Annotated in this window: 1 protein-coding gene and 1 pseudogene; one reads left to right on the forward strand and one right to left on the reverse strand. The window is 64.8% G+C overall.

Annotated elements, in window-relative coordinates; all coding sequences use genetic code 11:
- Nucleotides 1-124: 124 nt before the first annotated feature.
- Nucleotides 125-1,675 (reverse strand): ATP-binding protein, encoded by a 1,551-nt coding sequence (locus tag Taqua_RS12830; protein ID WP_144326966.1) that lies wholly within the window; start codon nt 1,673-1,675, stop codon nt 125-127.
- A 122-nt stretch (nt 1,676-1,797) separates the two neighbouring features.
- Between Taqua_RS12830 and Taqua_RS13640 the strand changes: the two are divergent.
- Nucleotides 1,798-2,588, forward strand: a pseudogene (locus Taqua_RS13640) (transposase); the annotation flags it as partial.

Here is a 2,588-nt window from a genome sequence, read left to right on the forward strand (position 1 = left end):
TGAGCACTTGAAGGTTGTCCAGCGACACATTGCCCCGCTGCCGCGGCAGGCAATCCTCGATACGCGCGAATTGCGCAGGCGTAAGTTCCATGCGCAGTATGTTAGCACGTAGTGTTAACAGGCCCTAGCGCGTCTCGACCTCGAACCCCACCACATTGCGCTGCTGGCGGCTGAACTCGATGCCGACCAGATGCAGCGGCCGGCCATCGGCGCGGTATTTGTCCGCATAAGCCTTGGCCCGCAGCTGCGCCAGCGCCTGCCCGGTGGCCTGGTCGGGCACCACCTTGAACTCGAACAGATAGATGCGCTCAGGGAGTTTCACGGTGAGGTCGATGCAGCCCTGGTTGGTGACGTCTTCGGCAATCAGCTCCAGGCCCAGCGCGGCCAAGTGGCTGTAGAAGACGCTGGCCCAGTAGCCCTCGTACTGCGTGATGGGGTTGTTGCGGTACCAGTCGTGCGGGATGGCGGCGTAGAGGCTTTCCAAGTGGTGGCGCAGGGCGCTGGCATCGGCGCGCTGCAGCGCTTCGCGCAGGAACCGCACCCCGGCGGCCCAGTCTCCATCCGGGGGCAACCAGGCGTGCAACAGCGCGTGGTTGAGCGCCGTACGCACTTCCTGGTTGGGCAGTCGCAGGTAATACTCGGGCAGGCCGGGGCCGCTTAGGCGCTCGGCAAACGTCAAATAACCCGTCTGCCACAGCAGGGCCTCCGCGCGCATGTGCTCCACATCAAAGGCCGACAGCAGTTCGTCGGTGGCAAACAGGCGCTCGAGCTTGGGCGTGAAGGTGCGGTGGCGGCGCAGCCACTCGACCAAAAAGGTCGGCGTGCCGGTCTCGAACCAGTAGGGGCGGAATTCGCGTTTGTCAAACAGCAGCAGCAGGTCGAACGGGTTGTAGACCGCCTCGCCCAGCCAGTTGTAGCCGTTGTACCAGTCGCGAATGGCTTGCCGGTCCAGCCCCTGCAGCTCCGGTGCGAAGACCGTATCGAGATCAGTCTCGGTGTAGCCACAAATGGCCGAGTAGGCCGCATCGACCGTGATGTCGTTGAGGTTGTTCAGCCCTGAGAAGATCGAGACCTTGCTGATTTTGGACACGCCGGTCAGAAACGCAAAGCGGATGTGCGCGTCGCTGTCTTTGATCACCGAGTACAGATTGCGCAGCCCCTCGCGCAGGGTTCGTGCCACTTCGGGGTCGCTCAAGTTGTCCAGGATCGGTTTGTCGTATTCATCGACCAGCACCACGGCACGCTGGCCATGGTGCGCGACCGCGCGCTCGATCAGGCGCTTGAAGCGCAGGTGCACGTCTTGCGGCGGTGGGGGTAGCTCCACCCCCAGGCGCTGCGCGTTGTCATCGAGCAGGGCGTGGATGTGTTCGTCCAGCCCCCGCCCGTCGTGCAGCCGCCCACCGCCAAAGCTCAAGCGGATCACCGGGTGCTTGCGGCTCCAGTCCCACTTGTCGTGTACGAACAGGCCGCGAAAGAGCGGCTCGTTGCCGGCGAAGAGCTCGGCCAGCGTGTCGAGAAAGAGGCTTTTGCCAAAGCGGCGCGGGCGCGAGAGGAAGTAGTACTTGCCACTGGCAGCCAGCCGGTGCGCAAACGCCGTCTTGTCGACGTAGTAGTAGCCCTCCTCGCGGATCTCGCGCAGGGTCTGGATGCCGATGGGGAGCTTTTGGCGTTGCACGCAGTGATTATGTCACCGCCCCTTGCCGCAGTGGGCGGTGCGCACTGAAGGGACCCCCCCGCGTCAGAATAGATGTCGCCCGCATAGAACTCTGAACCTGGGGGCGATGATGGAAGAACAAGTTGGCCAGATACGGACAAGCATTCAAGGACCGTGCTGTGGCGCGGTTGCTGCCGCCTGAGAGCGCTTCGCTGACAGACGTGGCGCGGGAATTTGGTGTGAGCGTGCAGACGCTGCAGAAGTGGCGCGATGCGGCGTTGTCGCCGCCGGCCGCTGCCCAGGCCTGGACGCCTGCAGCCCGTTTTGAGGCGTTGCTGACGACGGCGGCCATGGATGAACAGCAACGCAATGCCTGGTGCCGCGCCAACGGCGTGTACCCGCAGCAGCTCATCGAGTGGCGCCAGGCGGCCACCGAGGCACTGGGCAGCACAGCCAGCGAGCGCAGCAGCCCGGCCCAAGCCAAGGCCCAGCAGCGCCGCATCAAACAACTCGAGCGCGATCTGCGCCGCAAGGACAAGGCGTTGGCAGAGACCGCGGCATTGCTGGTGCTCTCAAAAAAGCTCGAGGCGGTCTTGCCGGGGGGCGAGGACGCATGATCCCGCTGCAAGACCGCCGACATCTGGTGGAACTGATCGGGCAAGCGCACCGCGATGGCGCCAGTCTGTACAAGGCCTGCGAGACGGCCGGCATCACGCTGCGCACGCTGCAGCGCTGGACAATAGCCGACGGCTCCATCCGCTGTGACGCTCGCCCCCAGGCGCAGCGACCCAGGCCAAGCCATGCGCTCAGCCAAGCCGAGCGCGCCGAGGTGCTGCGCATTGCCAACGAGCCGCGCTTTGCGGACCAGCCGCCTGCGCGCATCGTGCCTGCGCTGGCCGATGAAGGCCGCTATGTGGCCAGCGAATCGACCTTC

This window comes from Tepidimonas aquatica, assembly GCF_007556585.1.
In the GTDB taxonomy this organism is placed as follows: Bacteria; Pseudomonadota; Gammaproteobacteria; order Burkholderiales; family Burkholderiaceae_C; genus Tepidimonas; species Tepidimonas aquatica.